General features: G+C 76.2%; 16 protein-coding genes, 1 tRNA gene and 2 pseudogenes. 11 read left to right on the top strand and 8 right to left on the bottom strand.

Annotated elements, in window-relative coordinates:
- Positions 1-70: 70 nt before the first annotated feature.
- Both ACFCX4_RS17115 and ACFCX4_RS17110 read right to left on the bottom strand, forming a co-directional pair.
- Positions 71-4,012: an ABC transporter ATP-binding protein gene (locus ACFCX4_RS17115; protein ID WP_376143154.1), complete on the bottom strand. Its 3,942-nt coding sequence runs from the start codon at positions 4,010-4,012 to the stop codon at positions 71-73.
- 645 nt (positions 4,013-4,657) lie between these two features.
- Positions 4,658-5,329: a TetR/AcrR family transcriptional regulator gene (locus ACFCX4_RS17110; protein ID WP_376143152.1), complete on the bottom strand. Its 672-nt coding sequence runs from the start codon at positions 5,327-5,329 to the stop codon at positions 4,658-4,660.
- 134 nt (positions 5,330-5,463) lie between these two features.
- Between ACFCX4_RS17110 and ACFCX4_RS17105 the strand changes: the two genes are divergently transcribed.
- The 4 genes from ACFCX4_RS17105 (at position 5,464) to ACFCX4_RS17090 (ending at position 11,915) form a co-directional block, all read left to right on the top strand.
- Positions 5,464-7,194 (top strand): carboxyl transferase domain-containing protein, encoded by a 1,731-nt coding sequence (locus ACFCX4_RS17105; RefSeq protein ID WP_376143150.1) that lies wholly within the window; start codon positions 5,464-5,466, stop codon positions 7,192-7,194.
- A gap of 111 nt (positions 7,195-7,305) precedes the next feature.
- Complete coding sequence (locus ACFCX4_RS17100) at positions 7,306-9,591, top strand: acetyl/propionyl/methylcrotonyl-CoA carboxylase subunit alpha (protein WP_376143148.1); 2,286 nt, start codon at positions 7,306-7,308, stop codon at positions 9,589-9,591.
- A complete protein-coding gene (locus ACFCX4_RS17095; RefSeq protein WP_376143146.1) occupies positions 9,588-10,607 on the top strand; it encodes a hydroxymethylglutaryl-CoA lyase in 1,020 nt (339 codons plus the stop codon). Before ACFCX4_RS17100 ends, ACFCX4_RS17095 begins: the two co-directional genes overlap by 4 nt.
- 120 nt (positions 10,608-10,727) lie before the next feature.
- Positions 10,728-11,915, top strand: a complete 1,188-nt coding sequence (locus ACFCX4_RS17090; protein ID WP_376143144.1) for an acyl-CoA dehydrogenase family protein — start codon at positions 10,728-10,730, stop codon at positions 11,913-11,915.
- Between the two features lie 216 nt (positions 11,916-12,131).
- Here ACFCX4_RS17090 and ACFCX4_RS17085 read toward each other — a convergent pair whose 3' ends face one another.
- Complete coding sequence (locus ACFCX4_RS17085; RefSeq protein WP_376143142.1) at positions 12,132-12,662, bottom strand: hypothetical protein; 531 nt, start codon at positions 12,660-12,662, stop codon at positions 12,132-12,134.
- Positions 12,663-12,891: 229 nt separating this feature from the next.
- Positions 12,892-13,323: pseudogene (locus ACFCX4_RS17080) on the bottom strand (universal stress protein); the annotation flags it as partial.
- A gap of 742 nt (positions 13,324-14,065) precedes the next feature.
- Between ACFCX4_RS17080 and ACFCX4_RS17075 the strand changes: the two are divergent.
- The 6 genes and pseudogenes from ACFCX4_RS17075 to ACFCX4_RS17050 all read left to right on the top strand — a co-directional run bounded on the left by ACFCX4_RS17075 (position 14,066) and on the right by ACFCX4_RS17050 (position 21,477).
- Positions 14,066-15,325, top strand: coding sequence for an HAD-IA family hydrolase (locus ACFCX4_RS17075; protein ID WP_376143140.1), 1,260 nt, complete (start codon positions 14,066-14,068; stop codon positions 15,323-15,325).
- 1,681 nt (positions 15,326-17,006) lie between these two features.
- Positions 17,007-18,006 (top strand): annotated as a pseudogene (locus ACFCX4_RS17070) (helix-turn-helix domain-containing protein); the annotation flags it as partial.
- 796 nt (positions 18,007-18,802) lie between these two features.
- Positions 18,803-19,405 carry an oligoribonuclease gene (gene orn, locus ACFCX4_RS17065; protein WP_376143138.1) on the top strand — a complete coding sequence of 201 codons (603 nt, stop codon included), beginning with the start codon at positions 18,803-18,805 and terminating at the stop codon, positions 19,403-19,405.
- A gap of 134 nt (positions 19,406-19,539) precedes the next feature.
- A tRNA-His gene (locus ACFCX4_RS17060) sits at positions 19,540-19,615 on the top strand.
- A gap of 203 nt (positions 19,616-19,818) precedes the next feature.
- A complete protein-coding gene (locus ACFCX4_RS17055) occupies positions 19,819-20,265 on the top strand; it encodes a DUF4442 domain-containing protein (RefSeq protein WP_376143136.1) in 447 nt (148 codons plus the stop codon).
- 246 nt (positions 20,266-20,511) lie between these two features.
- The gene (locus tag ACFCX4_RS17050; RefSeq protein ID WP_376143134.1) at positions 20,512-21,477 is read left to right on the top strand and encodes a hypothetical protein; all 966 of its coding nucleotides are present in this window, start codon (positions 20,512-20,514) and stop codon (positions 21,475-21,477) included.
- Between the two features lie 205 nt (positions 21,478-21,682).
- Here ACFCX4_RS17050 and ACFCX4_RS17045 read toward each other — a convergent pair whose 3' ends face one another.
- From ACFCX4_RS17045 to ACFCX4_RS17035, 3 genes are all read right to left on the bottom strand, one after another.
- Complete coding sequence (locus ACFCX4_RS17045; RefSeq protein WP_376143132.1) at positions 21,683-22,144, bottom strand: GNAT family N-acetyltransferase; 462 nt, start codon at positions 22,142-22,144, stop codon at positions 21,683-21,685.
- Between the two features lie 132 nt (positions 22,145-22,276).
- Positions 22,277-23,206, bottom strand: a complete 930-nt coding sequence (locus ACFCX4_RS17040) for a spermidine synthase (protein WP_376143130.1) — start codon at positions 23,204-23,206, stop codon at positions 22,277-22,279.
- Between the two features lie 103 nt (positions 23,207-23,309).
- A complete protein-coding gene (locus ACFCX4_RS17035) occupies positions 23,310-23,810 on the bottom strand; it encodes a hypothetical protein (protein ID WP_376143128.1) in 501 nt (166 codons plus the stop codon).
- Positions 23,811-24,181: 371 nt separating this feature from the next.
- Here ACFCX4_RS17035 and ACFCX4_RS17030 point away from each other — a divergent pair, with 371 nt between their 5' ends.
- Positions 24,182-25,825 (top strand): tetratricopeptide repeat protein, encoded by a 1,644-nt coding sequence (locus ACFCX4_RS17030; RefSeq protein WP_376143126.1) that lies wholly within the window; start codon positions 24,182-24,184, stop codon positions 25,823-25,825.
- A 101-nt stretch (positions 25,826-25,926) separates the two neighbouring features.
- Here ACFCX4_RS17030 and ACFCX4_RS17025 read toward each other — a convergent pair whose 3' ends face one another.
- Positions 25,927-26,577 carry a histidine phosphatase family protein gene (locus ACFCX4_RS17025; protein ID WP_376143124.1) on the bottom strand — a complete coding sequence of 217 codons (651 nt, stop codon included), beginning with the start codon at positions 26,575-26,577 and terminating at the stop codon, positions 25,927-25,929.
- Positions 26,578-26,695: the final 118 nt, after the last annotated feature.

Genomic DNA, 26,695 nt, shown 5'->3' with positions numbered 1-26,695 from the left:
GCCCGGGTGTGTTCACCCGGGCCCGCCGCCGTCCGACCGGCTCTGTCCTTCTCTGTCCTGCTCTGTCGGGCTATCCGACGATCGCGCCCGGCGTCGGTGCGGCCGGCTCGCCCAGGCGGTCGGCGCCGCTGGACCGGTCGTGCCCCTCCGCGACGAACGCCTGCCAGAGCCGGGCGTAGGCCCCGCCCCGGGCGAGCAGTCCGGCGTGCGTGCCGTCCTCGACGACCCGGCCGTGGTCGAGCACGACGACCCGGTCGGCGCGCTCCGCGGTGGTCAGCCGGTGGGCGATGACCAGCGTGGTCCGGCCGCCGCTGAGCCGGTCCGCGGCGTGGTTGACCGCCGCCTCGGTGGCCAGGTCCAGGGCCGCGGTGGCCTCGTCGAGCAGCAGGACGTCCGGGTCCACCAGCTCGGCCCGGGCGAGCGCGATCAGCTGGCGCTGGCCCGCGGAGAGGTTCCGCCCGCGGCCGGCCACCTCGTGGTCGTAGCCGCCGGACAGCCGGACGATCATGTCGTGCGCGCCGACCGCCCGGGCCGCCGCCTCCACCTCGGCCGCCGAGGCCCCCGGCCGGCCGTACGCGATCGCCTCGCGCACCGTCCCGGCGAACAGGTAGGCCTCCTGCGGCACCACGCCGAGCCGGTGCCGGTACTGGGCGAGGTCGTAGCGGGTCAGGTCGACGCCGTCGACCCGCACGGTGCCGGCCGTCGCGTCGTAGAACCGGGCGACCAGCTTGACCAGGGTCGACTTGCCCGCGCCCGTCTCGCCGACCAGCGCCACCGTCTGCCCGGCGGGGATCCGCAGGCTGACGTCGGTCAGGACGTCCGGGGCACCGTCCGCGCCGCCGTTGTAGGCGAAGCCGACCCGGTCGAACTCGATCTCGCCGCGCAGCGCGCCGGTCACCGGCACCGGGTCGGCGGCCTGCGCGGTACTGGTCGGAGTGCGCAGCAGCTCCCGGGTCCGGCCCAGGCCCACGGCCGCCTGCTGGTAGCCGTCGAACACCTGGGAGAGCTGGTTGACCGGCGCGAAGAACAGGTCGATGTAGAGCAGGTAGGCCACCAGCGCGCCGACGGTGAGCGTCCCCGCGTCCACCCGCGAGGCGCCGGCGATCAGCACCAGCGCGGCGGCCACGCTGGAGAGGAACTGGACGAACGGGAAGTACAGCGAGATGTAGAGCTGGGCCCGGGCCCGGGCCTGCCGGTAGGCGACGCCGCGGGCGACGAAGCGGTCCGTGTTGGCGTCCAGCCGGCGGAACGCCTGGACGATCCGCATGCCGGCCACGTTCTCCTGGAGGTCGGCGTTGACGGTGCTGATGAGGTCCCGGGAGATCTCGTACTGGGCCTTGGACTTCCGGCGGAACACCAGGGTGGCCACGACCAGCAGCGGCAGCACCGCGAAGACCATCAGGGCGAGTCCGGCGTCGATGACCAGCAGGGCGGCGAGGATGCCGAGGAAGGTCAGCAGGCTGACCACGGCGGTGACCACTCCGGTCTGGAGGAACGAGGTGAGCGAGTCCAGGTCGGTGGTCATCCGGGTCATGATCCGGCCGGACAGCTCGCGCTCGTAGTAGTCGAGGCCGAGCCGGTTGAGGTGGGCGAAGATCTTGAGCCGGAGCGTGTAGAGCACCCGTTCGCCGGTGCGGCCGCTGACCCGGTTCTCGGCGCTCTGCACCAGCCAGTCCAGCAGGACGATCACCAGGGCGGCGAGGGAGGCGACGGCGACGCCGGTCATGACGCCCTTGTTGACGCCGTCGTCGATGCCGTGCCGGATCAGGATCGGCAGGACCAGACCGGCGGCCGCGTCCAGGGCGACCAGCACCAGGGCGAGGGCGAGCGGGGCGCGGAAGGGGCGCAGCAGGCGGCGGAGGCTGAAGTCGGGGTCTCCGCGTTCGGCCTCGGCGCGGGAGGTCGCCGGGGTGTCGGTGGCCGGCGGGAGGGCGGCGACCTTGGCGAGCAGGCCGGGGGCGGCGGTGCGGGCCGCCTTGGCCAGGGCCGGGGTCGGCATGGCGGGCGGTGCGGCGGGCGTGACGGCCGGTGCGGCGGGCGCGGACGGCGTGCCGGGCGGGGTGTCCTTCGGGTCCTTCGGGTCCGGCCGGTTCGCCCGGCCTGCGGGGTCCGCCTGCGGTGCCGGGCCCGTCGGAGCCGCCGGGCGGTGCGGGGCCGCGGTCGCGCTCCCGGGGGCGTCCGGGGTGCGGTCGGGGGTGCGGCCGGCCTCGGGATCGGTGATCAGGGCCCGGTACCTGGGACATCGGGCCTGGAGTTCCTCGTGCGTGCCGAGGTCGAGCAGCCGGCCGTGGTCGAGGACGGCGATCCGGTCGGCCAGCTGGAGGGTGGAGCGGCGGTGGGCGATGAGCAGGGTGGTGCGGCCCGCCATGACCGAGCGCAGCGCGTCGTGGATCTCCGCCTCGATCTGCGGGTCGACCGCCGAGGTGGCGTCGTCGAGCAGCAGGATGCGGGGGTCGGTGAGGATGGCCCGGGCCAGGGCGATCCGCTGGCGCTGGCCGCCGGAGAGGGTGAGGCCCTGCTCGCCGACCTTGGTCCCGTAGCCGTCGGGCAGGGCCCTGATGAACCCGTCGGCCTGGGCCGCGCGGGCCGCGGCGAAGACCTGTTCGTCGGTGGCGTCCGGGCGCCCGTAGGCGATGTTGGTGCGGACGGTCTCGGAGAAGAGGAAGCTCTCCTCGGGCACGATGCCGACGGCCGCCCGCACCGAGTCGAGGGTCAGGTCGCGCAGGTCGTGGCCGTAGAGGCGGACGGCACCGTCCGCCGGGTCGTAGAACCTGGGGACGAGCTGCGCGACGGTGGACTTGCCCGAGCCGGACGCGCCGACCAGGGCCAGGGTCTCGCCGGGGGCGAGGCGCAGGCTGAGGCCGTGCAGGACGGGTGCCGGGTGTTCCGGGTCGTAGCGGAAGCCGACCCGGTCGAACTCCAGCGCGACCTCGGTGGTGCGCGGGCCGACCACCCGCGGGCCGGCGGCGCCGGGAGCGGCCGGGGTCCGCGGGTCGACGGAGCTCAGCGGGTCGACGGAGCTCTGCGGGTCGACGGGGGCGGCGGTGAGGTCGAGGGCGACCGCGTCCGGGCGTTCCCGCACCAGCGGGCGCTCGTCGATCAGCTGGAGCACCCGCTCGACACCGGCCCGGGCCTGCTGGCCGACCGTGATGACCATGGTCAGCATCCGGACCGGGCCGGTCAGCTGCGCCACGTAGGTGGAGAAGGCGACGAAGGTGCCGAGCGAGACCCGCCCGTTGACCGCCAACCAGCCGCCGAAGGCCAGCACCGCCACCTGGGCGAGGGCGGGGATCGCCTGCATGGCGGGGTTGTAGCGGGCGTTGAGCCGGATCGACCGGAGCCGGGCCGCGAAGAGGTGGCGCGAGGCCGCCTCCAGCTTGTCCGCCTCCTGGGCCTCCTGGCCGAAGCCCTTGACGACCCGCACGCCGCCGATCGCCTCGTCGACCACGCCCGCGACGGCCGCGGCCTCCTGCTGGGCCGCCCAGGTGGACGGGAAGAGCCGCTTGCGGCTGAGCACCGACACCCACCACAGCGCCGGGGCCATGACCAGGGCGATCAGGGTGAGCGGGGGCGAGAGCCAGATCATCACGCCGAGCGACATGAGGAACATGAGCAGGAAGCCGGTCATCATCGGCAGCATCGAGAGCAGCCCGTTGACCAGTTGGAGGTCGGAGGTCGCCCGGCCGACCACCTGGCCGGTGTCCAGCCGGTCCTGGCGGTGGCCGTCGAGCCTGCCGAGCGAGCGGAAGAGGTCGGCGCGCATGTCGTGCTGGACGTCCAGGGCCAGCTGACCGCCGTAGTAGCGGCGGACCTGGGTGCAGCCGAACACCACGGCGGCGGCCAGCAGCAGGACCACCGCCCACGGGGCGAGCGGGCGGGTGTGCGCGGTGATGACGTCGTCGATGATCACCTTGGTGACCAGGGGCACCAGGGCCGTGACGGCCATGCCGACGAGCGAGGCGCCGAAGGCGAGCAGCACGCTGCGCCGGGAGCGCCAGCAGTAGCCGAGCAGCCGCCGGAGCCAGCCCGCGGCTTCGTCGTGGCCGGGGGCACCAGGGCCGGGAGCGGTCGTGGGGTCCGGGGCGGGAGCGGGCCGGCCGTGGACGTCCCCGGGCGTGCCCGCGTCGTCCCGGGCACCGTCCGCGCCCGGGGTGCCGGTTCGGGTGCCGCTCGGCGAAAGCTCCACCGTAGATCCGTGAGTCTCAGGCATATTTAGGGATGCTAACCATTCCGTCGGGTGGCCGCCATGGAGTTTCAGGCCAGGGCGAGCCGGAGGTCCCGGCCCGACGGAGGGGCCAACAGCCCACAACCTGCGGTGATTCCCCGTCGGGCCGGTCCGGCGCCCGCTTCCAGGGTCACCGACGGGGCACGGGAACGCCCACCGCCCACCGACTCAGGGGGCCGGCCTCCGTTGGTCCTAGGCCGACGGCCCGAGCCCGCACCGACCCGGGGCGGGGGCAGGGGTCCGGGGCGGCCACGGCGCGGGGCGGGCCCGGGGCGGGTCCGGGGCGGGCGGGGTCTGCGCGAGGCGGCGCGGAGCGGGGCGGGTCCGGGCCGGCGCGGAGGCCGGGTTCGGGACCGCCGCCGCCCACCGGGCCGACCGCCCGGATCCCCCGGACGGCGCAACCGGCCGCAACCGGCGCCGAAGGGCCCGGGGTCAGGCCCGGGCGCCGGCGCCGGCCCGCGGGGCCCCGGCGGCGACGGCGTCGGCGGCGGCCGAGAAGGCCCCGTGCGCCAGGTCGTGCAGCAGCGCGGCCATCGCGTCGCGCGGCAGCCCGGCCCGCTCGTCACCCTGGGCCGGGTTCGGCCCGTGGCTGTGCGGGGTCGAGTTGATCAGCCCGAAGACGGCGTGCACGGACGCCCGGGCCACCGGCTCGGCGGACGGGGCGGCGAGCGGCGGATAGGCCTGGCGGACCACGTCCACCCAGAGTTCGACGTAGGCGCGCTGGAGCCGGCGGACGGTCCGGCGGTCCTCCTCCCGGAGGTTGAGCAGCTCCCGGTCGTGCAGGGTGATCAGGTCGCGGTCGTCCAGCGCGAAGTCGACGTGGCCGCCGACCAGCGCGTCCAGCGCGGCGGCCGGGCCCCCGCTGCCGCCCGCCCGGCGGCGGCCCTCCTCCAGCAGCCGCTCGCTGATGCCCACGAGCAGGTCGGCGAGCATCGCGTCCTTGCCGGCGAAGTGCCGGTAGAGCGCGGGGCCGCTGATCCCGACGGCCTTGCCGATCTCGTCCACGCCGACGCCCAGGAAACCCCGGGCCGCGAACAGCCGGGCGGCCTCCTTGCGGATCTGGTCGCGACGCGGGAGCCCGGAGGCGGATGGGACGTTCGGCATGCGGCCCATCGTAGACAGTGGGGTTCACGGTCGTTAACCTGGGCGACGGAAGTTAACGTTCATTAACGTGTGGGGGTCGCGGGCTCACCCGCCCGGCCGGCCCACCTGCCGCCGAGGGCAAGGGAGCTCTTGGGATGGTCATCTCCACCGCCGGCGCACCCACCGGCACCAACGGCATCAACGGCGGCGCGGCAGCCGGTACCCCGGCGGGCGGCGCGGCCCACGGCCCGGCCGCCCCGGGCGCCGCCGCGCCGGCGCCCCGGCTCGGCACGGCCGCCGACCCCGGCTCCGAGGCCTTCCGGACGAACACCGCCGCGCACCGGGCCCTGGTCGCCGAACTCCGCGAGAAGCTCGGCACCGCCGCGCTCGGCGGCGGTGCCAGGGCCCGGGCCCGCCACACCGCGCGGGGCAAGCTGCTCCCCCGCGACCGGGTGGACACCCTGCTCGACCCGGCCTCGCCCTTCCTGGAGCTGGCACCGCTGGCGGCCGACGGGATGTACGACGGCGCCGCCCCGGCCGCCGGGGTGATCGCCGGCATCGGCCGGGTCGCCGGGCGCGAGGTGGTCGTGGTCGCCAACGACGCCACCGTCAAGGGCGGCACCTACTACCCGATGACGGTCAAGAAGCACCTGCGCGCCCAGGAGGTGGCACTGGAGAACCGGCTCCCCTGCGTCTACCTGGTCGACTCCGGCGGTGCCTTCCTCCCGATGCAGGACGAGGTCTTCCCGGACCGCGACCACTTCGGCCGGATCTTCTACAACCAGGCCCGGCTCTCGGCCGCGGGCATCCCGCAGATCGCCGCCGTGCTCGGCTCCTGCACGGCCGGCGGCGCGTACGTCCCGGCGATGAGCGACCAGGCCGTCATCGTCCGCGAGCAGGGCACCATCTTCCTCGGCGGACCGCCGCTGGTGAAGGCGGCGACCGGCGAGGTGGTGACGGCCGAGGAGCTCGGCGGCGGCGACCTGCACTCCCGGACCTCCGGCGTCACGGACCACCTGGCCGAGGACGACGCCCACGCCCTCTCCATCGTCCGCACCATCGTCGCCGGCCTCGGCCCGCGCGCGGCCCGCCCGTGGCCGCTCACCGCGGCCGAGCCGCCCGCCGTCGACCCGGCCGGCCTCTACGGAGCCGTCCCGGTCGACCCGCGCACGCCCTACGACGTGCGCGAGGTGATCGCCCGGCTGGTCGACGGCAGCCGGTTCGCCGAGTTCAAGGCCGAGTACGGCGCGACCCTGGTGACCGGCTTCGCCCGGATCCACGGCCACCCCGTCGGCATCGTCGCCAACAACGGCGTGCTGTTCGCCGAGTCCGCCCTCAAGGGCGCCCACTTCGTCGAACTCTGCGACCAGCGGGGCATCCCCCTCCTCTTCCTGCAGAACATCACCGGCTTCATGGTCGGCCGGCAGTACGAGGCGGGCGGCATCGCCAAGCACGGCGCCAAGATGGTCAACGCCGTCGCCTGCACCCGCGTCCCGAAGCTGACGGTGGTGATCGGCGGCTCGTACGGGGCCGGCAACTACTCGATGTGCGGCCGGGCCTACTCACCCCGCTTCCTGTGGATGTGGCCGAACGCCAAGATCTCCGTGATGGGCGGCGAGCAGGCGGCTTCGGTGCTGGCCACGGTCCGCCGGGACCAGCTGGAGGCGCACGGCGAGCAGTGGCCCGCCGAGGCCGAGGAGGAGTTCAAGCGCCCCGTGCGCGAGCAGTACGAGCGCCAGGGCAACGCCTACTACGCCACCGCCCGGCTCTGGGACGACGGCGTGATCGACCCGATGGACACCCGGACCGTGCTCGGCCTGGCCCTCACCGCCTGCGCCAACGCCCCGCTCCCGGCACCCGGCCCGTTCGGCGTCTTCCGCATGTAGCGCTCCTGCCCGGGCGGCGGTCCACCCGCTCCGCCGCCTCCCCGGTGCCCGGCCCCGCCGGTGGCCCCACCTCCTTCGTACGGCTCCACTCGACCCGGAGGAACGCCTCCCATGTTCGACACAGTCCTGGTCGCCAACCGCGGCGAGATCGCCGTCCGGGTGATCCGCACCCTGCGGCGGCTCGGCGTGCGCTCGGTCGCCGTGTTCAGCGACGCCGACGCCGACGCGCCGCACGTCCGCGAGGCCGACGTCGCGGTCCGGCTCGGCCCCGCCGACCGCAGCGACAGCTCCGCCGCCGAGACCTACCTGCGGACCGACCAGATCCTCGCCGCCGCCCGCCGGACCGGCGCCCGGGCCGTCCACCCCGGCTACGGCTTCCTCGCCGAGAACGCCTCCTTCGCCCGCGCCTGCGCCGACGCCGGCCTCGTCTTCATCGGACCTCCTCCCGCCGCGGTCGAACTGATGGGTGACAAGATCAACGCCAAGGAGGCCGTCCGGACCGCCGGCGTGCCGGTGGTCCCGGGCAGCCGGGCCACCGCGCCCACCGACGACGAACTCGTCGCGGCCGCCGGGGAGATCGGCTACCCGGTGCTGCTCAAGCCGTCCGCCGGCGGCGGCGGCAAGGGCATGCGCCTGGTCCGCGACCCGGCCGACCTCCCGTCCGAGATCGCCGCGGCCCGGCGCGTCGCCCGGACCGCCTTCGGGGACGACACCCTGCTGCTGGAACGCTGGGTCGACCGGCCGCGCCACATCGAGGTCCAGGTGCTGGCCGACGCCCACGGCACCACCGTCCACCTCGGCGAGCGCGAGTGCAGCCTGCAGCGCCGCCACCAGAAGCTGATCGAAGAGGCTCCCTCCGTCCTGCTCAATGCCGAGACCCGCGCGGCGATGGGCGCCGCGGCCGTCCGGGCCGCCGAGTCCTGCGGCTACACCGGTGCCGGCACCGTGGAGTTCATCGTCCCCGGCATCGACCCGGACTCCCCCGCCCCCGCCGGCGACGAGGGCGTGCGGGACTTCTTCTTCATGGAGATGAACACCCGCCTCCAGGTGGAGCACCCCGTCACCGAGCTCGCCGTCACCGCCGCCGGCACCCGGCTGGACCTGGTCGAGTGGCAGCTGCGGACCGCCGCCGGCGAACACCTCCCCTTCTCCCAGTCGGACATCTCCTTCCAGGGCCACGCCATCGAGGCCCGGATCTGCGCCGAGGACCCGGAACGGGACTTCCTGCCCACCGGCGGACGCATCCTGCTCCTCGACGAACCGCGGGGCGAAGGCATCCGGGTGGACTCCGGAGTCGCCCCCGGCTCCGTGATCACCAGCTCCTACGACCCCATGCTCGCCAAGGTCATCGCCTACGGCCCCGACCGCCCGACCGCGCTGCGGCGCCTGCGCGCCGCACTGGCCGACACCCGGATCCTCGGCGTCACCACCAACACCGGCTTCCTGCGACGGCTCCTCGCACACCCCGAGGTCGCCGCCGGCCGGCTCGACACCGGCCTGGTCGAGCAGACGGCACAGCAGCAGCCCGGACTGCTCGCCTCGCCGTACTCCCCGGCCGCCGTGTCCACCACCGCGCCCGGCACCGACGCGGCCTCCCCCGGCTCCCTTCCGCCGGAGGCCCCGGAACCCGCCCACCTCCTCTACTACGCGGCCGCCCTCGCGCGGCAGCTGGACCTCACCCCGGCCGCCGGCACCGACGGCTGGACCGACCCGTTCTCCCTCCCCTCCGGCTGGCGCCTCGGCGGCACCCCCGCCTGGACCACCCACCGACTCCGCTCCCCCGGCCGGGAACCGGTGTCGGTGAGCATCCGCTCGATCACTGCGGGCAACGTAACCGACGCCACTGACAATCCGTCCGGTGCCGACCCCGGCTTCGAGATCCGGCTCGGCGACGGACCCGTCCACCGGGCCCGCGCGAGCCGCTCCGGCGACCGCCTCCACCTCACCGTCGACGGCCTGCGCACCGGCTTCGCCCTCGCCGGTCCCGACGCCGCCGCGCCGGCCGCCGAGCCGGTGACCTGGCTCGGCGTCGACGGTGACGCCTGGCCCGTGCACACCCACGACGCGGTCGGCGCGGGCGCCGCCGGCGGGGCCGCCCACCACGGCGCCCTGACCGCGCCGATGCCGGGCACGGTCACGGTCGTGAAGACCACGGCCGGGGAGTCGGTCCGCAAGGGCCAGGCCCTGCTCGTCCTGGAGGCCATGAAGATGGAGCACGTGATCGCGGCGCCGCACGACGGCACGGTGAGCGAGCTGCGGGCCACCGCCGGCGCCACCGTGGCCATGGAGGAGCTGCTGGTCGTGGTGACCCCCGCCGAGGACGCCGGGGGCGCCGGGAACACCCCGGCCACCGCCGCGGCGACCCCCGCCGGCACCCCCGCGGAGGTGCGGTCGTGACCGCCGCCGCGCCGGAGGGCGCCGCCCCCGCCCGCGAGCCCGACGCGCTCGACCTGGGCCTGCCCTCCCCGGTCCGCTCCCCCGGCCTGCCCGAGGAGGTGCGGATCCACGAGGTCGGACCGCGCGACGGGCTGCAGAACGAGGCCTCCCTCGTCCCCGTCGAGGTCAAGGCCGAGTTCATCGGCCGGCTCGCGGCCGCCGGCCTGCGCACCGTCGAGGCCACCAGCTTCGTCCACCCGAAATGGGTGCCCCAGCTGGCCGACGCGGAGGAGCTGATGCCCCGCCTCGGCGGTCTGGCCGACCGGCACCCCGGCCTGCGCCTGCCGGTGCTGGTGCCCAACGAGCGCGGGCTGGACCGGGCGCTGGCCCACCACGCCACCGACGTCGCGGTCTTCGCCAGCGCCACCGAGACCTTCGCCCGCCGCAACCTCAACCGCTCCGCGGACGAGGCCATGGCGATGTTCCGCCCCGTGGTGGAACGGGCCGGCGCCGCCGGGGTCCCGGTCCGCGGCTACCTGTCGATGTGCTTCGGCGACCCCTGGGAGGGCCCGGTGCCGGTCGCCCAGGTGGTCGGCTTCGGGGCGCGGCTGCTGGAGATGGGCTGCGCCGAGCTGAGCCTCGGCGACACCATCGGCGTGGCCACCCCCGGCCAGGTCACCGCCCTGCTCGACGGCTTCGCCGCGGCCGGCGTCCCGGCCGACCGGCTCGCCGTGCACTTCCACGACACCTACGGCCAGGCGCTCAGCAACACGCTGGCGGCGCTGCGCTCCGGGGTCACCACCGTGGACGCCTCGGCCGGCGGACTGGGCGGCTGCCCCTACGCCAGGAGCGCCACCGGCAACCTCGCCACCGAGGACCTGGTGTGGATGCTGCACGGGCTCGGCATCCGCACCGGCGTCGACCTGCGCGCCCTGGTCGCCACCAGCGGCTGGATGGCGACCGCGCTCGGCCGGCCGAGCCCCTCCCGCACGGTCCGGGCCCTGCTCGGCGGCACGACCGCCGGCTCGCCGGACTGACCTCCGGCCGGTCCGCCCACGTCCGTCCGCCCACCCCATCGCCCGCCCGTCACACCCGCACGGGCGGCGGTCGTCCCGACCACGCCCGCGCCCACCCGGCGGGGCCCCAGGAGGAACACCATGCTCGACCACCGGTTGGACACCGAGTACGAGGAACTGCGGCGCACCGTCGCCGAGTTCGCCCAGGACGTGGTGGCGCCGAAGATCGGCGAGTACTACGAGCAGGGCGAGTTCCCCTACGAGATCGTGCGGGAGATGGGGCGGATGGGCCTGTTCGGCCTGCCGTTCCCGGAGGAGTACGGCGGCATGGGCGGCGACTACTTCGCGCTCTGCCTGGCGCTGGAGGAGCTGGCCCGGGTCGACTCCTCGGTCGCGATCACCCTGGAGGCCGCGGTCTCGCTCGGCGCGATGCCGATCCACCGCTTCGGCACGGAGGAGCAGAAGCGCGAGTGGCTGCCCCGGCTGACCTCCGGGGAGCTGCTGGGCGCGTTCGGCCTGACCGAGCCCGAGGGCGGCTCCGACGCCGGGGCGACCCGCACCACCGCCCGGTACGACGAGGCCACCGACGAGTGGGTGATCAACGGCACCAAGTGCTTCATCACCAACTCCGGCACCGACATCACCGGTCTGGTCACCGTCACCGCGCTCACCGAACCGATCGCTCGTTCGAGTGAAGAGGGCGAATTCTCCTCGCCACGGCGCGAAATCTCCTCCATCATCGTGCCCACCGGGACCCCCGGGTTCCAGGTGTCGAAGAAGTACTCGAAGGTCGGATGGAACGCGTCCGACACCCGTGAACTGTCCTTTACCGACTGCCGCGTCCCCGCGGCCAACCTGCTGGGCGAGCGAGGTCGCGGCTACGCCCAGTTCCTGCGGATCCTCGACGAGGGCCGCATCGCGATCGCCGCCCTGGCCACCGGCCTGGCCCAGGGCTGCGTCGACCAGTCCGTCTCGTACGCCGCCACGCGCCGGGCCTTCGGCCGGCCGATCGGCGCCAACCAGGCCATCCAGTTCAAGCTCGCCGACATGGAGATGCGCGCCCACACCTCCCGCCTCGCCTGGCGGGACGCCGCGTCCCGGCTGCTGCACTCGGAACCGTTCAAGAAGGAGGCCGCGATCGCCAAGCTGTACTCGTCGGAGGCCGCCGTCGACAACGCCCGCGAGGCGACCCAGATCCACGGCGGGTACGGCTTCATGAACGAATTCCCCGTCGCCCGCTTCTGGCGGGACTGCAAGATCCTGGAAATCGGTGAAGGCACCTCGGAGGTCCAGCGCATGCTCATCGCGCGAGAGCTCGGCGCGGTCTGAGGCAGCCGGGAACGAGGCCCGGGCCGTCGTCCACGCGTCCGTCCCGTCCGTCCGTCGGCCCTCGGGGGTCGACGGGCGGAACCGACGGGCGGAACCGACGGGCGAGGGTCGGCGGGTCAGGGTCGGCAGGTGGGCCGGAGCGGTCACCCGGCCCGTCGTCCCACCTGCCGACAGGAGCAAACCCCCTGCCAGGGAAGAGAAGTCACCGGAGAGGAGTCACCCAGGGATCCCCGAGTCGGTCTGGTCGTACCTGCCCAGCGCGAGCTCGAACGCCGTCGGCGCGACCCTGACGGCGCCGTCGAACGGACCGCTGAGCTGGAACACCAGACTGACCGCGAAAGCCACCGAGGCCCCCACGAACCCCATCAGCAGCAGGTTGCGGCCGTTGGCGGTCAGTCCGACCACCGGCGGCGTGGCCAGGACGAGCACCGCCCCCACCACCAGCACTCCCAGCGCCACCGCCGGTACCTGCGCCCGGGCGTCGGCCGGCCGGGCGGTCCGTCGCGCGCAGACATCCGTCAGCCCCCTCAACACATCGACCCCGGACCCGAGTTCGGCCGGCTCCTGCGTCCGCACCGCGTCCGCCGCGACCCGGATCCGGTCGGCCGCCGCCCACGCCCCGGCACTGCCGTGCCGGCGGCTCATCCGCTCCCACTCGTCCCCGGTCACCTGGCGGGTGCAGTCGCGCACGCGCTGCTGCCCGACCGGACGGTCCGGCCCCGGCAGCAACCGGGCCGACCAGTACATCTCGGCGAGGGCCCGGGACTCCTCGTAGGTGTGCCGGCGGGCGGTGTTGAGCTGCCGTCACGAACCGGCGATGGCGAAGCCGGTGAAGCGGGCGAAGAAGCCGAGCACCGCCGCGCCCGCGAACCCGATCGCGGACGCGTTGGCCGCCCCCTCGCGGGAACCCCCGCCGCCCCGGGCCGCGCGCCCAGGAGCACCGACGGCCGGCGGGCACCCGCCCGCGGACGGGACGTCAGGGAATCACGATCACCGGTCGGTTGGCGCGCCGGGCGAGGCGGCCGGAGACCGAGCCGAAGATCTTGCCGAGCAGGCCGTGCGTCGTGCCGACCACGATGGCGTCGGCGGCGAACTCGCGGCCGACCTCCTCGATCTCGTGGCAGATGTCGCCGCCCCGCTCGACCAGGATCCAGGGCACCCCGGTGAGGAAGTCCGCGCAGGCCAGCTCCAGGCCGAGCACCTCCGTGCGGTGGTCGGGGAGGTCCACGAACACCGGCGGCTCGCAGCCCGCCCAGACGGTGGCGGGCAGGCGGTTGGCCACGTGCACGATCACCAGGCCGCACTGGGAGCGGCGGGCCATGCCCACCGCGTAGGCGAGGGCGCGCTCACTGGAGAGCGAGCCGTCGAAGCCCACCACCACGCCGTGCTGGAAGACCGGGTCGCAGGCTTTGGCCGGCGCCTCCTGGAGAGCGGGCTCACCGACCGGGCCGGGCGGGCCCGAGGCGCTCGGGCGGTCCCCGGCGGGGCCCGGCCGGGGGGTCACCGGGGACTCCGGAGCATCGGGCCGGCGGTCGTCCCGCCGCTGGCGGGAGCCCGCAGCGGAGCGCCCCCGGCGCACGAGATTGCGAATCGGCCGGGCGAAGCCGCCGCCTCGGGCGTCCCCGCCCGGTTCCACCGGTCGTGAGGGCTCAGAACCAGCCATGGCACAAGGCTCTTCGAAGGGGATGGGCCGACAGGAGAGGACAACGCTGCCCGGGCGGCAGGCCCGCCCACGGGAAGCCGTCGGTCTGTGCCGAGCACCACCGTTTGTGACCTGTTCCTTTCAGAGTACGACGGGCCGGACACGCGGCCCAGCCGCGCGGCCCCGGGGGCGCCGCTCTTCCCGCGAACGAGGGACGCGCACGCCGACGCCGGTGCGCCCCTTGCCCGAACGCGAAAGCGCCCCTCCGGCGAAGGAGGTTCCCTGGAGCTTGACTGAGCGGGCCGGACGACGCAACAGGATCCCGGGACACCGTGACCGGACTGTCATGGATCGATGACGATCCGTCGCGGTCCGTCACCGAACGGTGAAACGAGCGCGCGGCGGCGACGGTCGCGCCGGTGCCCGGCGGGGCGCCGGCGGCCCGCATCCGTTTCAGCCAAGGGGCACCGGTTCGGGACGGCGTCTGGCATTTGCCAGGTGCATAGTCGTGGCCGCTGGCACCATGCTCGGCATGCCCCTGCTCCTGCTCGACCTCGACAACACGCTGCTCCCCAGGGACGCCGCATTCCGGGCCTGGGCTCAGGACTTTCTGACCGAACGGGCGCTGCCGCCCGGCGATGTCGACTGGCTCGTCACCATCGACGGCGGCGGCTACGTACCCCGCAGCACCGTACTGTCCGCCGCCCGCCGCCGCTACGGCCTCGACGAGTCGCTCGACCGGCTGCTGGCGCACTACCGGCGCGGCATCAACTCCCACATCCACTGCCCGGCGCGCAACGTCGACGCGCTCCGGGTCGCCCGCGCCGCCGGGTGGACGCTCGGCATCGTCAGCAACGGCAACACCGGGGCGCAGTTGGAGAAGATCCGGCGGACCGGACTCGGGCCGATGGTCGACGGCTGGGTGATCTCCGAGGAGGCCGACTGCCTCAAGCCGGACCCGCTGATCTTCGAGATCGCGGCGCGGCGGTGCGGTGTCGCGCCGACCGGGGACTGGACCTCCGACACCTGGATGATCGGGGACCACGCCCCCGCCGACATCGCCGGTGCCGAGCTGGCCGGACTGCGGAGCGTCTGGCTGCACCACGGCCGGCCGTGGGCCGAGCCGGGCTACCGGCCGACGCTCAAGGCGGGCGGTCTGCCGGAGGCCGTCGGGCAGGTGCTGGCCGCCATCGGCGCCCCTTCGCCGCGTCCGGCACCCCGGTCCGGGCTCCGGGTCGGCGGCGCGGGCATGGGCGCGGGCACCCGCTGCCGACCGGTCGGCAGCGTCGGCATCGGCATCGGCATCGGCGGCAACGGTGGCGTGGTGGCGGCGGGCCCGGCGGGCAGCACGGTCGCGCCGGGTGCCGGCGGGGCCGTCCGCCCCCGGGAGCGCGGACTCACCGCCGTCCCGGTGGCCGTCGCGGGCCGGGCGGCCGGCGGCACCCAGGTGCCGGGCGGGCCCGGTGCGGGCGCGGCGCAGTCCGGTCCGGGGCCGCTGGCGGCTCGGCCCGCGACGGCCCAGGGCGCCGTGCGGGACGGCGCGCAGCTCCGGCCGGCCGCCCCGGGCGGCGGGCACGCACCTCCCGCCGTGCACGCAGCAGGCGGCGCCGTCACCGCCTCCGGGGCCGGAAGCGCTGTCCGAAACCGGCCCGACCGGTTTGCCGAGGACGCCGTCGGCCTCCCCGTGCCCACGGAGCGGCCGGGCGCGCGCCCGGCACGGACCGGCTTCGCGGTACCCCCGGCGCACCGCCCGGCTCGCGCGGGATAGCGGCCCGCGGGCGGGAGCCGCCCGGACGGGGCGCTGCGGCGCCCGGAAGGGCCGGCGCAGCCGCACCGCCGCGACCGTCCCTCCCCGGCCTCCCCTCACGGCCCACCCGTCCTCCCCGACCGTTCGGCACCCGGGGCGCCGAGCACCCGGGCACCCGACCGTCAGGGCCCGCGGCGCCCGGTCGCCCCGGGCCTCCCGCCCGTCCCCACCACCCCCGGGCGCACCTAACGCCCCAGGCGCATCAGGCACCCCGGAACCCCCGTGCGGATCCCCTCACCGCCCGTCAGCGGACGGGCCAGGAAAGGGCCGACGGCCTCGTCCCCACGCCGGCCCCCCGCTCCGCCCCACCCCCGTCACCCCGCCCCGTCACCCCACCGTCGGCCCAGCGCCACCGGCCCCGCCGCAACTTCGGCCGGTCCGCGGCGCAACCCGAGCGCCGTGATCTGCGTCGTCAGTTCTACGGATGTCTCCGCCAGTTCGTTCCCGGCAGGGCGCGGCGGTCCCGCGCCGACGGGGCGGAACTCCGCCCCCGGGCCCGCCCAGAACCCTGATCGGGGCCGAATCGGCCCAGGCCGGGCCCGTGCACGGCACCGTCGACGTTGGCCTGTTCGAGCCGGCCGGGGATCCCGGCCTCGGAACGGCGGCGCAGGGCGGGCGACCGCCCTTCCCCGGCTCGGGCACTGGCCGGATGAAGCCTGGGAGGCGCACGTTCCGGAGTCGTGCGCCCTCTTGTGCACCGCCTATTTTCGGTCAATCTCGTGCGGCTTCCCCACCCTTGGGCAAATCCGCAGCCCAGGCACACCGGCGGGGTGCGCCGGAGCCGGACGCCCCAGGAGCCGCCCCGCGACAACCAGCCACCGTTGCCCCGACCCTCTTCCCAGAAGGGTCGACGGGTGCCACGCTTCGTGATCGAATGCATCACGCCAAATTGCCATGTCGACATAGCGTCGGATGGTGAACTTGTCACAACGGCAACGGTCCACCGGATAGATTCGATCTTGGCGAGCAGTGCCGCACCACCACACCACACCACCGAGGGGGCTTGAGCGCCTTGAGCAGGGTGAGCAGGAGCGACGCGGGTCCTGACAGCGGCCAGGCCGTGGCCGGTAGCGCGGGTCGTTCCGCGAGAAGCGCCGGCTCCCAGGCCTCCGCCGCCAACACCCGTCACTCCGGCACCGCCTCGTACTCCTCCTACTCCCCGGTGGCCCCGCCCGCCCCGGGAGCACCGTCCGTCCCGGGAGTCACACCCGCCCCGGGCGTCCCGCCGACCGCGGGCCCCCCGGTCTTCCCGGGCGCCCCGGAGCACGTCGGACGCCCCGTCAGCCGATCGCCCGTCAGCCACGGCGGCGGGTACGGCGCCGGCCCGGAGGGCCGGACCGGGACGTCGGTTACCGGCCATTCCGCCGGGCACCCCGGTGGCCACGGCGGAGCCGACGGCGGCTTCCCGCCCTTCGCAGCGGCCCCCTCCCCCGTCTTCGCCGCCCCGGGGACGCCCGGCGGCAGCCTCGGCGCGGCGCTCCCCGGGCTGACCGGCCTGTCCGGGGCGGTGGCCGCCGGGGGACTCCCCGCCGGACCGCCCGGCCTCGGTGCAGCCGGCCACGGCACGGGACACGGCCCCGCGCCGCACGGCGTCGGCGGCCACGGCGGGCCCGCCGGACTGAACGGCTCCTCGACGCCCGTGATGGCCGCCTCGCCCCGCAAGCTCTCCGGCCGCCGCCGCCGCGAGACCGTCGCCGTCCTGATCTTCGGCGGCGCGCCGATCTTCGAGAGCTCGATCCCGCTCTCCGTCTTCGGGGTCGACCGCCAGGACGCCGGGGTGCCGCGCTACCGCCTGCTGGTCTGCGCCGGCGAGGAGGGCCCGCTCGCCACCACCGGCGGCCTCACCCTCTCCGCCCCGTACGGGCTGGAGGCGCTGGCCCGGGCCGGCACGATCGTCGTCCCGGCCTGGCGCTCGATCTCGCAGCCGCCGCCGGTCGAGGCGATCACGGCGCTGCGCAAGGCCCACCACGAGGGCGCGCGGATCATCGGCCTGTGCACCGGCGCGTTCGTCCTCGCCGCCGCCGGTCTGCTGGACGGCCGCCCGGCGACCACCCACTGGATGTACGCGCCGACCCTCGCCAAGCGCTACCCGCGGGTGCACGTCGACCCGCGCGAGCTGTTCGTCGACGACGGCGACGTGCTGACCTCGGCCGGCACCGCCGCCGGGATCGACCTCTGCCTGCACGTGGTCCGCAGCGACCACGGCGCCGAGGCGGCCAACGCGCTCGCCCGCCGGCTGGTGGTGCCCAGCCGCCGCAGCGGCGGCGGACAGGCCCAGTACATCGATCAGTCTTTACCTGAGGAGATCGGCAACGACCCGCTCGCCGAGGTCGTGACCTGGGCCCTGGAGAACCTCAACCAGCAGTTCGACGTCGAGGTGCTGGCGGCCCGCGCCTACATGAGCCGGCGGACCTTCGACCGGAGGTTCCGCACGCTCACGGGCAGCGCCCCGCTGCAGTGGCTGATCACCCAGCGGGTGCTGCAGGCGCAGCGGCTGCTGGAGACCTCGGAGCTGTCGGTGGACGACGTCGCGCGCCGGTGCGGCTTCCGGTCGCCGGTGGCGCTGCGCGGGCACTTCCGCCGCCAGCTCGGGGTCTCGCCGGCCGCGTACCGGACCGGTTACCGGGCCCGGCGGCCCGGGGCACCCGCTCCGGCGACGGCCGCGCAGCCGGGCGGCGACCTCCGCACGGCCGGGCTGGTTCCCTCTCCGGCGGCCGCGGCGGGCGGGACGGTCCCGGGCCAGAGCGGTGGTCCGGCCGGGCACGGTACCGCCGCGGTCCCGGGCTTCCCGGCCGGTCCGGGTGCCGGGCACCAGGGTCAGCACGGGCAGCCGTCCGGTCAGGGCGTGCACGCGCGGGCCGGGCAGCCGTACCCGCACCAGGCGGCCGGACACCAGGCCCACCCCGGGCAGCCGGGGACCGGGCGCGGGCCGGCACGGCCGTCGATGGTCCCGGCACAGCCCGGACCGGGTGCGGGCCGGCCGCCCCGGACGGCGGAGCACGCCGCCGCCGAGGACGGGGTGCCGCAGCCGGGGGCGCGCGGCCAGGGCCAGGGTCACCGCAGCGCGGTCGACCGGCCGCAGGACGAGGCCCCGGCGGGCGGTGCGGCCGGGCGGGTCCACGGCGCGGCCGGCGGCCGGCTGCCGGCCGCCGCTCCGGGCGGGACGCCCGAGGCGAGGGCGCGGCAGGCGCGGGCGGGACAGCTCCGTCCGCAGCCCGGGCGCACCGCCGCGGCGGAGGCCAGGGAGCCCCGTGAGGCGCGGCCGGGACGGGACCCCCGCCCGGCACACGTCAACGGTCATCCGGGCCGCGAGGCCCGGGAGGTCCGGGAGGCGGACGGTCACCCGGCCGAGGAACACGGCTCCGAGGGCCGTGCCCCGGCGCCCCGCCAGGCTCCGTCGGTGCCCGCGGCGCGTGATCGCGCCGTAGGGTGAGTGGCGTGAATGACCGTTTGGTATGGATCGACTGTGAAATGACGGGCCTCGACCTCGACCGGGACGCCCTGGTCGAGGTCGCGGCGCTGGTGACGGACTCGGAGCTGAACATCCTCGGCGAGGGGGTCGACGTCATCATCCGTCCGCCCGCCGAGGCGCTGGCGAACATGCCCGAGGTGGTGCGGACGATGCACACCTCCTCCGGGCTGCTCGACGAGCTGGAGCACGGTGTCACGCTGGCCGAGGCCGAGGCCCTGGTGCTCGCGTACATCCGCCGGCACGTGCCGGAGGCCGGGCGCACTCCGCTGTGCGGGAACTCGGTGGCCACCGACCGCGGCTTCCTGAGCCGGGACATGCCGGCCCTGGAGAGCCACCTGCACTACCGGATCGTGGACGTGTCCTCGATCAAGGAGCTGGCCCGCCGCTGGTACCCGAAGGCGTACTACAACAGCCCGCAGAAGGGCGGCAACCACCGGGCGCTGGCCGACATCCGGGAGAGCATCGACGAACTGCGCTACTACCGCGAGGCGGTGTTCGTCCCGCAGCCCGGCCCGGACACCGACACCGCCCGCGCGATCGCCGAGAAGTACCAGGCGCCGGCGGGCTGAGCACGCCGCCGGCAGGTCCGCGGGGTGCTCGCGCGCACGGGGAGGAAACCCTGGCGCGAGCACCCTTCCGGATCCTGTAGAGTTCTTCTTGTCGGAACGGGGACGCCGCGAGGCGCGAACGGTCCGGACAGATGGTGGGTGTAGCTCAGTTGGTAGAGCACCTGGTTGTGGTCCAGGTGGCCGCGGGTTCGAGTCCCGTCACTCACCCCATCGCCCGAGGGGCAGGTTCCTCCAAGGAACCTGCCCCTCGGGCTTTTTCGCGTTCCCTCACATCGCTGCGCACCGGCGGTGGTCCGTCCGGCGGTGGCGCGGCCCGCGGCGGTGTGGCGGGCGTCGCACCGTGGTCCGCGTCTCACCCCTTCCGCCGGCCGGGGGCCTGCCGGAACAAGCTACCGGCTAGTAACGTTGCGGCCATGACCACACCTTCGATCGGCCTGCTGCTCGACTCCACGGTGCCGATGGCCCGGACCCTCAAGCTGGAGTACCTGGAGACCGCCCCGGAGCGGGCCGTGCTCCGGCTGCCGGACCAGCCCGAGTACCACAACCACGTGGGTGGCCCGCACGCCGGCGCGATGTTCACCCTCGCCGAGTCGGCCAGCGGCTGCGTCGTGCTGGGCGCCTTCGGGGACCAGCTCTCGCGCGCGGTGCCGCTCGCGGTGAGCGCCGAGATCGCCTACAAGAAGCTCGCCATGGGCGCCGTCACGGCCACCGCCGTGCTCGGCCGGCCGATCGCCGACATCGTCGCCGAGCTCGACGCGGGCGAGCGGCCCGAGTTCCCGGTGACCGTCGAGATCACCCGCGCCGACGGCGCGGTGACCGGCGTCATGACCGTCCTCTGGACGCTGCGCCCCAACTCCTGAGCGCCCCAACGGCCGAGCACCCCAACGACCGACCACCCCGACCCCCGGGCGGTGCGGCTGCCGAGCAGCGACCGACCGGCCCGGCGGACCGCTCGCCGGCGGGCGTGATGACTGTCCGTGACGGAGGCCGTGTCCTCGCGGTCGGCCCGCTCGTTCTCGCTTCACGTGCGAGCCAAACACTCGGCCAGGGATCCGGAAGCCGCCCGACGGACCGTCGGCGGCGGGTGGCGGGCCGCCCGGCGGTGGTTGCTCAGGCCGCGCACGGCCGCGGCCGGCGGGGCGCTCCTCGCGCAGCTCTGGGGGTTCGGTGCCGCTGCCGCCTGGGCGACCGGCACCGAGACGCTCCCGGAACCGGCCGGCCGGGCCGTCGGCAGGGCGCTCGCCGGCGCCGGGGCGGTGCCCGACGGACCGTCGGCCGGGCACCCGGGCGGTGCCGTGGACGGCGGGACGGCCGGCCGTGCCGGCTCCGCCCGGCCGGGGACGGCGCGCGAGGACGGTCAGGCGGTACCCGGCTCCGCCCGGCCGTCCGACGGACTCCTCGGCGGACTCACCGACGCCGGCCCGGGAAACGCTCCCGGGTCCGCACCCGGGAACACGGCGGGGGACGGACCCCCGGCCGGGGACGCGGCCGGACCGGCGGGTGCCGTACCGGAGCCGCCCGCCCTGCCCGGCCCGGTCGGCGGGGTGCTCCAGGAACGGATCCGGGCCGGCGGACTCCCCCTGCCGGGCCAGCGGGCCGCCGTGCCGGACGCGTTCGCGATCGCCTCCGGACTCCTGGACGCGGCCCCGGCGCAGGGCCGCCCCGCCGAGACCCCCGCGGCCCGCGGGGACACCCCCGACGGACCGTCGGCCCCCTTCGCCGACGCCCCCGGTGACAGCACCCGGGCGGCCCGGCCGGGGGCCGACCGGCACGGGTCGGCCGCCCCGCCCCCGCCACCGCAGGGACGGCCCCCGGCTCCCGCGGTGGAACACCCAGCGCCGGCGGGTGGCGGGGGCACCCGGCCGGCCGGGCGGAACCCCGGCCCCGCCACCCCCGCCCTTCCGGCGGCCGGCCCGGCGGTCCCGCCGCCGGCGGCGGTGGCGACGGGCGCCGTCACCGTCGCGCACGACACCGCGGGCACCGCGACCGCCGTCCTCGCCCCCATCGCTGCCGGGCTCGCCCTGACCGGCGCCGCGATGTACAAGCACCGGGGCCTGCCGAGGGGCCACTGAACGGACCGGTCCCGGAACGGCACGGCCCACCAGGACGAAGCCCACCGGAACACCGCTCGTCGGCACGCGGCGGACCGGGAAGGCCGGGAACCGCCCCGGCACCGTCGGCCGCCGCGTGACACCGGCCGGACCGGCCGGGCCGGGGCCAGGAACCGGGAACCGGCGCCAGGAACCGGGGAGCGGGATCAGGAGGCGGGGAGAGGGATCAGGAGGCGGGGAAGTGGAAGGTGAGCGAGGGCAGTTCGCGGCCCGCGATCGAACCGGAGGCGACCGTGCCGGTGCGGACGGCGCCCATCGCGCGGTAGAAGGGTTCGGCGTTCGGGTCGGCCACGACCGTGACCCGGTCGAAGCCGAGCGCGGCGGCCTCGGCGCGCAGGTGCTCCACCAGCCGCCGGCCGACACCCCGTCCGATGACGGCGGGCTCCACGAAGAGCATGCCCAGCTCGCCCTCCGGGGGCTCCCCGGTCAGGGTGACGAAGCCCAGGACCCGGCCGTCCCCGCCCTCCGCGACGGCCGTGCGCTCGGCCCCGATCCGCTCCGGGTCCAGGGTGAGTTCGGCCCGGCAGGCCGCCATGAACCCGGCGTCGTAGCCCCAGTGGGCCTTGGAGCGCAGGGCGAGGGCGGTGAGCGCCGCCGCCTCGGTCGGCCTGGCCGGTCGGATGGTCATGGCGCGGGCTCCTCCTGGTCGGGTCGGCCGGCGGCCGGCGGCGGCACGGCCGTGCTCCGGAGGGCCATTGTGCGCGGGGCCGGGCCCTCGGCCGACCGGTTTTCCGGGACCGGCCGCCGGCGGGCCGGCGCGCTACCGGAAGACACCGGGGGGCGGAGCCGGGGACGGGGCGGCTCCGGCGTCGGTGACCGGGGCGGCTCCGGCGGCGAAGTCGGCCAGGGCGCGGCCGTGTTCGACCCGGCCGAGGGCGGCGTCGGAGGCCACCCGGCGGGTCAGCTCGGCCAGCGGGAGCGGAGTGTGCGCGGCGGCCAGGATCAGGTTGCCGAAGCGCTTGCCGCGCAGCACCGCCGGGTCGGCGACCAGGCAGAGTTCGGGGAACACCGCGCCGAGGGTGGCCACCTGGGCGCGGGCGAAGGAGAGCGCGGAGCCGTCGGCGATGTTGACGGCGTACCGGCCGCCGGGGGCCAGGGCCCGGGCGGCCAGGGCGGTGAACTCGGCGGTGGTGCAGTGCGCGGGCACCCGGGCCCCCGAGAAGACGTCGGCGATCACCAGGTCGGCGCCGCCCTCGGGGGCGCGCTCCAGCACCTCGCGGGCGTCGGCGCCGCGCACCCTGATCTGCCAGCCGCGTTCCAGCGGGAGTTCGGCGCGGACGAGTTCGGTGAGCGCGGTGTCGGTCTCGGCGACCTGCTGGCGCGAGCGCGGGCGGGTGGCGGCGACGTAGCGGGCCAGCGTGAGGGCGCCGCCGCCGAGGTGCAGCACGGTGAGCGGACGGCCTGGCGGGGCGGCCAGGTCGACGAGGTGACCGAGCCGGCGCTGGTACTCGAAACCCAGGTGGGTGGGGTCGGCGAGGTCGACCAGGGACTGCGGCGCGCCGTCGACCAGCAGCGACCAGGCGGCGGGGCGGTCGCGGTCGGGGCGCAGTTCGGCGAGGCCGGAGCCGACGGCACGGGTGAGGGGGCCCTGCGCGTGGGTGCGGCCGCCGGGGCCGGTGGCGGCCGGGGCGTCGTCCGCCGCGGCGCGGTCCCGGTCCGTGGCGCGGCCCGCTCGGTTGCTTCGTCCCATGACGGCCATTATCGCCGCCGCCCGGGAAGGTCACGCGGCCCGGTGGAGGCGGGCGCGACCGGCCGGCGGGGCGGTGGGGCGGCCCGGCGCTGGCCGGGGACGGTCAGAACGGGCCGAGACCGCCCGCGGTGAGGGTGCAGGCGGCCTCGCAGAGGGCCGAGCGGAGGACCCAGGGGTCGGTGGGACGGGGGCTGCACTCGGCGCCCGCCGGGGGCATCACCCAGCGCGGGTCGGTGGCGGGCGGCAGGTGGGCGCCGGCCGTACAGGAGCTGCCGGGCAGGTGCCAGGTCGCCGAGGAGCCGGCCGGGACGAGGAAGGAGACGGTGGCGCCGCCGCGACTCTGCAGCACCGAGCCGCAGGCCCGGCGCAGGCGGAGGATGTCGACGGCCTCCAGGCCGTGCCGGAGGGCGACCGTGACGGTGTCGTGCGTGGCGACGGGGACGCCGTCCGCCCCGGCGCGCGGGCGGCGGGCCGGGCCGCCGCCGGACGGGGCCGGTCCGGCGGTCCGGTCGTCGGCCGGTTCGGGCAGCAGGGCGGGGACCGCTGCCGGGAGCGTCCTTCCGGCGACCGGGCGGCGGTACTTCGGTCCTCCAGTGGCCGGCATGGGCCCTCCTGTCACCTCGTCGGGACTGGAAGCCGCGCCACCCGGGTGGGGGTGCCGCTGGGGAACGGCGGGGGGACGGCGGCCGGGGCTTCCATGTACCAGGACAACGCCGGGCACGCGTCCGAGGCCACGGGGTGCCCGGCGGGAAGGCATGGCATTTCATGGCGGATCCCGCCAACGATGCCCGTTTTGCCCTGAATTGCCAGCACATCGTCTGCGAACTCACTGTGTCCGCACGGTGACTCCGGGTACTGTCGGGGGCGCCCGGCGCCCGCCGGGCCCCACCGGACCCACCCGTGGCCGGTCGCCCCCGCCGTCCCACCGCCGTCCCGACCCCCGCACGACCGTCCCGCACCACCACGGAGCGCACCATGGCAGCCACCCCACCGGCCGAGCCGACCCGCCCGTCACCCAACACCGCGATGCGCGCCCTGCGCGGCGACCGCTCGCCGGGCGAGTTCGCCACGGCCGTGCGCCGGGCCGCCCGCGAGATCGGCGAGCACGTCTCCTGCGACGCCCGGTACGTCGGCCGCGTCGAGTCCGGCGAGATCCGCTGCCCCAACTACGCGTACGAGCGGGTGTTCCGGCACATGTGGCCGGACCGCTCGCTCGCCGACCTCGGCTTCGCCCCCCGCACCGCGGTCCGCCGCCGCCCGGCGGACGGCGCGGGCGGGCCGCGGGACCGCCCCGGCCCCGCCCCCGGCGGGGAGCGGGACGCCGGCACGCCGCCGGACCTCCATCCGCCGTTCCCGCGGCCGCCCGCCCCGCGCTCGCCGCTCTCCACCCAACTCCCGTACGCTGCCTCGCCGTACGCGGATCCGCCCCCACCGGACGGGGCCCCGGTGCCGAGGTTCGCGACGGCGCCCCGGGGGCCCGACGAACCGCCCCCCTGCGACGAGGAGAACGACGACGTGCGTCGCCGTACGTTCCTGGCCGGCGGCCCTGCCGCGCTGGCCACCGTGATCGGCATCGACCGACCGGGCCCGGCCCTCGCGGCCACGGCCCCCGTGGTCACCTTCCCCACGGCCGCCGCCCCCCACGGCGCGGCCGCCCGTCCAGCACCGGGGAACGCCGTCGGGCCCGGCCGCGCCGGTCCCGTCCCGCTGCCCCGCAAGGTCGGCACGGCCGAGGTCCTCGGCGTCGAACAGGCCGTCCGGGACATCCGGCTGGCCGACGACGCGCACGGCGCCGACGCCCTGTTCGAGCAGGCCGGCCGCTCGCTGCGGAAGGCCTACCTGCTGCTCGACGCCTGCGAGTACTCCACCGACATCGAGCGCAGGCTCCAGGCCGGGGCCGGCGAACTGGCCATCTCGGTGGGCTGGCTGGCGCACGACTCCAACCGGCTCGCGGACGCCCGCTCGTACTACGCGGAGGCGCTGGCCACCGCGCGGATGGCCGGTGACTCCGCGCTGGAGGCGCACGTCTTCAGCAACAGCGCCTTCCTGGCCCGGGACGCCGGCCGCCCCCGGGAGGCGCTGCGCGCGGCCCAGGCCGGCCAGGTCGCCGCCCGGCACCTCGGCTCCGACCGGCTGCTCGCCCTGCTGGCGATGCGCGAGGCCGGCGGCTGGGCGCTGCTGCAGGACCGCGGCGCCTGCGAACGGGCGGTCGCCCGGGCCTGCCGTCTGTTCGACCAGGGGCCGTCCGGGCGCGACCCGGAGTGGATGTCGTTCTTCGGCGCCGCCGAACTCGCCGGTCTGCAGGCCCAGTGCTGGTCCGCCCTCGGCGACTGGGACCGGGCCAGCGGCCAGGCCGAACTGGCCATGACGCTGCAGGCGCCGCGCTTCGTGCGCAACCGGGTGCTCTACACCGCCGAACTCGCCCACGACCGGCTCGGCCGGGGGGACGTGGCGGGTGCGGCCGGGCACGGGTCGGCCGCCGTCGCGCTGTTCGGGGACGTCGGGTCCGCCCGGATCCGCTCGATGCTCGCCGACACCGCGCAGCGGCTGCGGCAGCACCGGCGGGTGCCGGAGGTCGGGCGGTTCCTCGCCGAGTACGGCGCGGCGACCGCCGCCTGACCGACCGGCGACCGACCGCCGCCCGCCCGACCGACCGCCGACGGACTGCCGCCCGACCGTCCGCCGGCCGGCCGGCGGGGCCGCCGACGGACTGGCGTGGCTCAGTGCCCCTGGTTCTCCAGGTGCCCCTGGTCGTTCCACAGCTCGACCGCGGGCGCCCCGTACTCCCAGGACAGGACGCAGAGCGCGGCGGTGCCGAGCTTGAAGCGCTGGGCGTACTCGGGCGGCAGGCCCAGCCAGCGGGCGGTGAGGATGCGCAGCAGGTGGCCATGCGCGAACAGCACGACGTCGCGGTCGGCGCAGTGCATGACCGTGGTGTCCGGGTCCGGGACGCCGTGGGCGGCGTTGAGGTCGGCGAGCAGGGCGTCGACCCGGGCGGCGACGTCGGAGAGCTTCTCCCCGCCGGGGACGCCGTCGCGCCAGATCAGCCAGCCGGGGTGGTCGCCGGACCGGATGTCGGCGCCGGTGCGGCCCTCGTACCGGCCGTAGTCCCATTCGAGGAGCTCGGGGCGCTCCACCGCCCGGTCGCCGAGGCCGGCCAGGGCGCAGGTCTCCTTGGCGCGGTCGAGCGGGCTGGTGTACACGAGCGCGTCGGGCAGGCCGTTCCACGGCGCCGCGGCCAGCCGGGTGCCGAGCGCCCGGGCCATCGCCCGGCCGGCCCCGGTCAGCGGGATGTCGGTGCGGCCGGTGTGGCGGCCGGTGGCCGACCAGTCGGTCTCGCCGTGGCGGACCAGCAGGATACGGGCGGGCATGGCAGGCTCCTCGTGTTCGGGCGGTGTCAACGGTCGGCCTCGCCATCGAGCACCGGCTTCCATGATCCCCCACCTGCGGAACGGCCGTGCTCCCGGCCTCCGGCGCCCGGCCCGGCGG

Source organism: Kitasatospora sp. NPDC056327 (assembly GCF_042261735.1).
Lineage (GTDB): Bacteria > Actinomycetota > Actinomycetes > Streptomycetales > Streptomycetaceae > Kitasatospora.
This window is presented reverse-complemented; position numbering and strand designations above follow the sequence as displayed.